This window comes from Pseudomonas sp. Ant30-3, from assembly GCF_000690905.1.
Classification (GTDB): Bacteria; Pseudomonadota; Gammaproteobacteria; order Pseudomonadales; family Pseudomonadaceae; genus Aquipseudomonas.
In genome coordinates this window covers 1-4761 of sequence record NZ_JMCL01000084.1, presented here as the reverse complement: position 1 = coordinate 4761, position 4761 = coordinate 1, and the positions used below count along the sequence as shown (strand labels likewise).

Here is a 4761-nt window from a genome sequence, read left to right as displayed (position 1 = left end):
GAGGGAGCTTGCTCCCGCTGGGCTGCACCTGTGGGAGCTGCCGCAGGCTGCGATCTTTTGATTCTGATCCTTCACTTGAGACTCAAGCATCAGGGGGAAGATCGCAGCCTCGTTGCACTCGACAGCTCCTACGGGGGCCTCTTCGCGCCCCAGCGGGAGCAAGCTCCCTCGCCACGGGTAAAACAGCGGACAATCAGCCCCGGCCTTTGCTTGCCGCTAACCCCAGCGGTCTTTAGACTTACGCCTCATTTCAACGAGAGCAGGGTCGATGCCAACTGCCTTTCCCGCCGATTCCGTTGGTCTGGTGACGCCGCAAGTGGCGCACTTCAGCGCTCCCCTGGCCCTGGCCTGTGGCCGCTCGATTCCAGCGTATGACCTGATCTACGAAACCTACGGCACGCTCAATGCCACGGCGAGCAACGCCGTGCTGATCTGCCACGCCTTGTCCGGTCACCATCACGCCGCCGGCTTCCATAGCCCCGACGACCGCAAACCCGGCTGGTGGGACAGCTGCATCGGCCCCGGTAAACCGATCGACACCGATAAATTCTTCGTGGTTAGCCTGAACAACCTCGGCGGCTGCAACGGTTCCACCGGCCCCAGCAGCATCAACCCGGAAACCGGCAAGCCGTTCGGCGCCGACTTCCCGGTACTCACCGTGGAAGACTGGGTGCACAGTCAGGCGCGCCTGTCCGACCTGCTCGGTATCCGCCAGTGGGCGGCGGTAATTGGCGGCAGTCTCGGCGGCATGCAGGCCTTGCAGTGGACTATCACCTACCCCGACCGCGTGCGGCACTGCCTGGCCATCGCCTCGGCGCCCAAGCTCTCGGCGCAAAACATCGCCTTCAACGAAGTCGCCCGTCAGGCCATTCTCACCGATCCGGAATTTCACGGCGGTTCGTTCCAGGAAGCCGGCGTGATCCCCAAACGCGGCCTGATGCTGGCGCGGATGGTCGGGCACATCACCTACCTGTCCGATGACTCCATGGGCGAGAAATTCGGCCGCGGACTGAAGAGCGAAAAGCTCAACTACGACTTTCACAGCGTCGAGTTTCAGGTCGAAAGCTACCTGCGTTATCAGGGCGAAGAGTTCTCCGGCCGTTTCGACGCCAACACTTATCTGCTGATGACCAAGGCGCTGGATTATTTCGACCCGGCGGCAAACTTCGACGATGACCTGGCGAAAACCTTCGCCGGCGCCTCGGCGAAATTCTGCGTGATGTCCTTCACCACTGACTGGCGTTTCTCCCCTGCCCGCTCGCGGGAACTGGTGGACGCGCTGATGGCGGCCAAGAAAGATGTCTGCTACCTCGAGATCGATGCTCCGCAGGGCCACGACGCCTTCCTGATTCCGATCCCGCGCTACCTGCAGGCGTTCAGCAATTACATGAACCGCATCACGTTATGAGAAAGCCATGAGAGCTGATCTGGAAATCATCCAGGAATGGATCCCCGCCGGCAGCCGCGTGCTCGACCTCGGCTGCGGTGACGGCGAGCTGCTGACCTGGCTGCGCGACCACAAGCAAGTGACCGGCTACGGCCTGGAAAACGACCCGGACAACATCGCCGAGTGCGTGGCCAAAGGCATCAACGTCATCGAGCAGGATCTGGACAAAGGCCTCGGCAACTTTGCCAGCAACAGCTTCGACATCGTGGTCATGACCCAAGCGCTGCAAGCCGTGCACTATCCCGATCGAATCCTCGACGAGATGCTGCGGGTCGGTCGCCAGTGCATCATCACCTTCCCCAACTTCGGTCACTGGCGCTGCCGCTGGTACCTGGCCAGCAAGGGACGGATGCCGGTGTCGGAATTCCTTCCTTACACTTGGTACAACACGCCCAACATTCACTTCTGTACCTTCGAAGACTTTGAAGCGTTGTGCCGCGAACGAGAAGCCAAGGTCATTGATCGGCTAGCCGTGGATCAACAGCATCGTCACGGGTGGGCCAGCAAGCTATGGCCTAATCTGTTAGGTGAAATCGGCATTTACCGCGTCAGCAGTCCAGGGCTGCAGGATCACCGCGTCACGGTATGAATCGCGCCACTGCAAGGAGAACGATCATGGGTCGATTAGCACTATTTCTACTGACTGCCTGCCTGAGCGTCAGCGCCATGGCCGCCGACGTCATCAAGGGTGACCGTCAGGAAAAATTCGGCGATGTGACGGTGCACTACAACACCTTCAATTCGACATTCCTGACGCCGGATATTGCCAAGGCTGCCGAGCTGACCCGCAGCAAGAACCAGGGCGTGATCAACGTTTCGGTACTCAGGGACGGTAAGCCACTGATGGCGCAGGTCACTGGATCGGTCAAAGACCTGACCAGCCAAAGCGTGAAGCTTAACTTCCGCCAGATCACCGAGCAGGGCGCGATTTACTACATCGCCCAGTTTCCGGTGAGTCAGCAAGAAATTCGCACCTTCGAGATCAAGGTGCAGAATGGCGATAAAATCAACACCATCAATTTCAACCAAGAGCTCTTCCCCGGCGAATGATCAATTTCACCCAACTCGTACTGGCCAGTCACAACGCCGGCAAACTCAAAGAACTTCAAGCCATGCTCGGCGCATCCGTGCAGTTGCGCTCGATCGGCGAGTTCAGCAGCGTCGAGCCTGAAGAAACCGGCCTGTCGTTTGTCGAAAACGCTATCCTCAAGGCGCGTAACGCCGCTCGTATTTCCGGGCTGCCGGCACTGGCTGACGATTCCGGTCTGGCGGTGGACTTCCTTGGCGGTGCACCAGGCATTTACTCGGCCCGTTATGCCGACGGCCAGGGCGATGCGGCGAACAATGCCAAGTTGCTGGAAGCACTGAAGGACGTGCCGCAAGCCGAACGTGGTGCGCAGTTCGTCTGCGTGCTCGCGTTGGTCCGTCATGCCGACGATCCGCTGCCGATCCTCTGCGAAGGCCTGTGGCACGGGCGCATCCTGCCGGCCGCCAGCGGTGAACATGGTTTCGGTTATGACCCGTTGTTCTGGGTGCCGGAGCGCGATTGCTCCAGCGCGGAACTGAGCCCGAGTGAAAAGAACCTGATCAGCCACCGCGCCCGTGCAATGGATCTGCTGCGCCAGCGTCTGGGACTGAAATGACCCACGAGCCCTCCGCGTCGCCGCTGATCTTCGGCGGCGCCGCGCAATCGCCACGCACTGCGATGCCAGTACTGCCGCCGCTGGCGCTGTACATCCACATCCCGTGGTGTGTACGCAAATGCCCTTATTGCGACTTCAATTCCCACACCGCCAGCCCGGTATTGCCGGAGCAGGAGTACGTCGACGCGTTGCTGGCCGACCTCGATCAGGACCTGCACGCGGTGTATGGCCGCGAACTGAGTTCGATCTTCTTCGGCGGCGGCACGCCGAGCCTGTTCAGTGCTGAAGCCTTGGGTCGGTTGCTCGAAGGCGTCGAGCAACGCATTCCGTTCGCCAACGACATTGAGATCACACTGGAAGCCAATCCAGGGACGTTCGAGCAGGAAAAGTTCGTGGCTTACCGGGCGCTGGGGATCAATCGTCTGTCGATCGGTATCCAGAGTTTTCAGCAGGAGAAGCTTGAAGCGCTGGGGCGGATTCACAACGGTGACGAAGCCGTACGTGCTGCCGGCATGGCGCGTATGGCCGGGTTCGACAATTTCAATCTGGACCTGATGCATGGCTTGCCGAACCAGTCGCTGGACGACGCATTGAGCGACCTGCGCCAGGCCATCGCGCTGAACCCCACGCACCTGTCCTGGTATCAGCTGACCCTGGAGCCGAACACGGTGTTCTGGAACCAGCCGCCGACGCTGCCTGAAGACGACACGCTGTGGGACATTCAGGAAGCCGGGCAGGCTTTGCTGGCCGAGCACGGTTACGCCCAATACGAGGTCTCGGCCTATGCCCTGCCCGGTCGTCCGGCGCGGCACAACCTCAATTACTGGAGTTTTGGCGACTTTATCGGCATCGGCGCCGGCGCCCACGGCAAGCTCAGTCACCCGGACGGGCGCATCGTGCGCACCTGGAAGACGCGTCTGCCTAAAGACTATCTGAACCCGGCGAAAAACTTCCAGGCGGGCGAGAAAATCCTGACCAATGAAGAACTGCCGTTCGAGTTCTTGATGAACGCCTTGCGCCTGACCGCTGGCGTTGAATCGCACGTGTACCCCGAGCGCACCGGCTTACCGCTGGAAAGCCTCGCCGAAGGGCGCCGGGAGGCAGAACAAAGTGGCCTGTTGCAGGTCGAACCGTCACGTCTGGCGGCCACCGAGCGCGGACAACTCTTTCTCAATGACTTGCTGCAGAATTTTCTGACCTAAGGAATTCGAATGGATTTGGTACTCGACCTGCTCGCCACGGTGTCACGCTGGAGCCGCAGCAACCTGTCGGAAATCTCTCTGGCGCTGGTGGGCTGTTTGCTGGTGCTGTTCGGCGCAGACATCAAAGGCTGGATCGATCAGCGACTGGGCAGCATCGCTGGCGCCTTGCGCGTCCCGCTGATGGCTTTGGTGTGCATGATCGGCAGCGGCGCTGCGCTGATCTACGCCACGCCATGGATCATCAAGGGCCTGAGCCAGTTCAACAACTACAGCCTCGCGCCGGTGCTGTTGGTGGTGCTCGTGCTGATCGGCGTCGTCGCCGACCGCCGCTGAATTCGGGTCAGGCAAAAAAAACCTGTAGGAGCCGGCTTGCTGGCGATGGTGTGTCAGACACGCTGATGTTGACTGACACACCGTCGCCAGCAAGCCGGCTCCTACAGGTTTATAACGTACGGCTCAGGACAGTTTT

Annotated in this window: 6 protein-coding genes; all 6 read left to right on the top strand. The window is 60.3% G+C overall.

Annotation, left to right across the window (positions count from 1 at the left end; all coding sequences use genetic code 11):
- Positions 1–268 precede the first annotated feature (268 nt).
- The 6 genes from metX (at position 269) to DU29_RS0120375 (ending at position 4625) form a co-directional block, all read left to right on the top strand.
- The gene (metX, locus tag DU29_RS0120400) at positions 269–1408 is read left to right on the top strand and encodes a homoserine O-succinyltransferase MetX (protein ID WP_028623348.1); all 1140 of its coding nucleotides are present in this window, start codon (positions 269–271) and stop codon (positions 1406–1408) included.
- A 7-nt stretch (positions 1409–1415) separates the two neighbouring features.
- Entirely contained in the window at positions 1416–2036 is a 621-nt protein-coding gene (gene metW / locus DU29_RS0120395; RefSeq protein ID WP_028623347.1) for a methionine biosynthesis protein MetW, read from the top strand.
- 26 nt (positions 2037–2062) lie between these two features.
- A complete protein-coding gene (locus DU29_RS0120390) occupies positions 2063–2497 on the top strand; it encodes a DUF4426 domain-containing protein (protein WP_028623346.1) in 435 nt (144 codons plus the stop codon).
- Positions 2494–3090 (top strand): RdgB/HAM1 family non-canonical purine NTP pyrophosphatase, encoded by a 597-nt coding sequence (gene rdgB, locus DU29_RS0120385; protein WP_028623345.1) that lies wholly within the window; start codon positions 2494–2496, stop codon positions 3088–3090. Before DU29_RS0120390 ends, rdgB begins: the two co-directional genes overlap by 4 nt.
- Before the next feature lie 62 nt (positions 3091–3152).
- Complete coding sequence (gene hemW, locus DU29_RS0120380) at positions 3153–4292, top strand: radical SAM family heme chaperone HemW (protein ID WP_236645634.1); 1140 nt, start codon at positions 3153–3155, stop codon at positions 4290–4292.
- 9 nt (positions 4293–4301) lie between these two features.
- Entirely contained in the window at positions 4302–4625 is a 324-nt protein-coding gene (locus tag DU29_RS0120375) for a DUF3392 domain-containing protein (RefSeq protein WP_028623343.1), read from the top strand.
- Positions 4626–4761 lie beyond the last annotated feature (136 nt).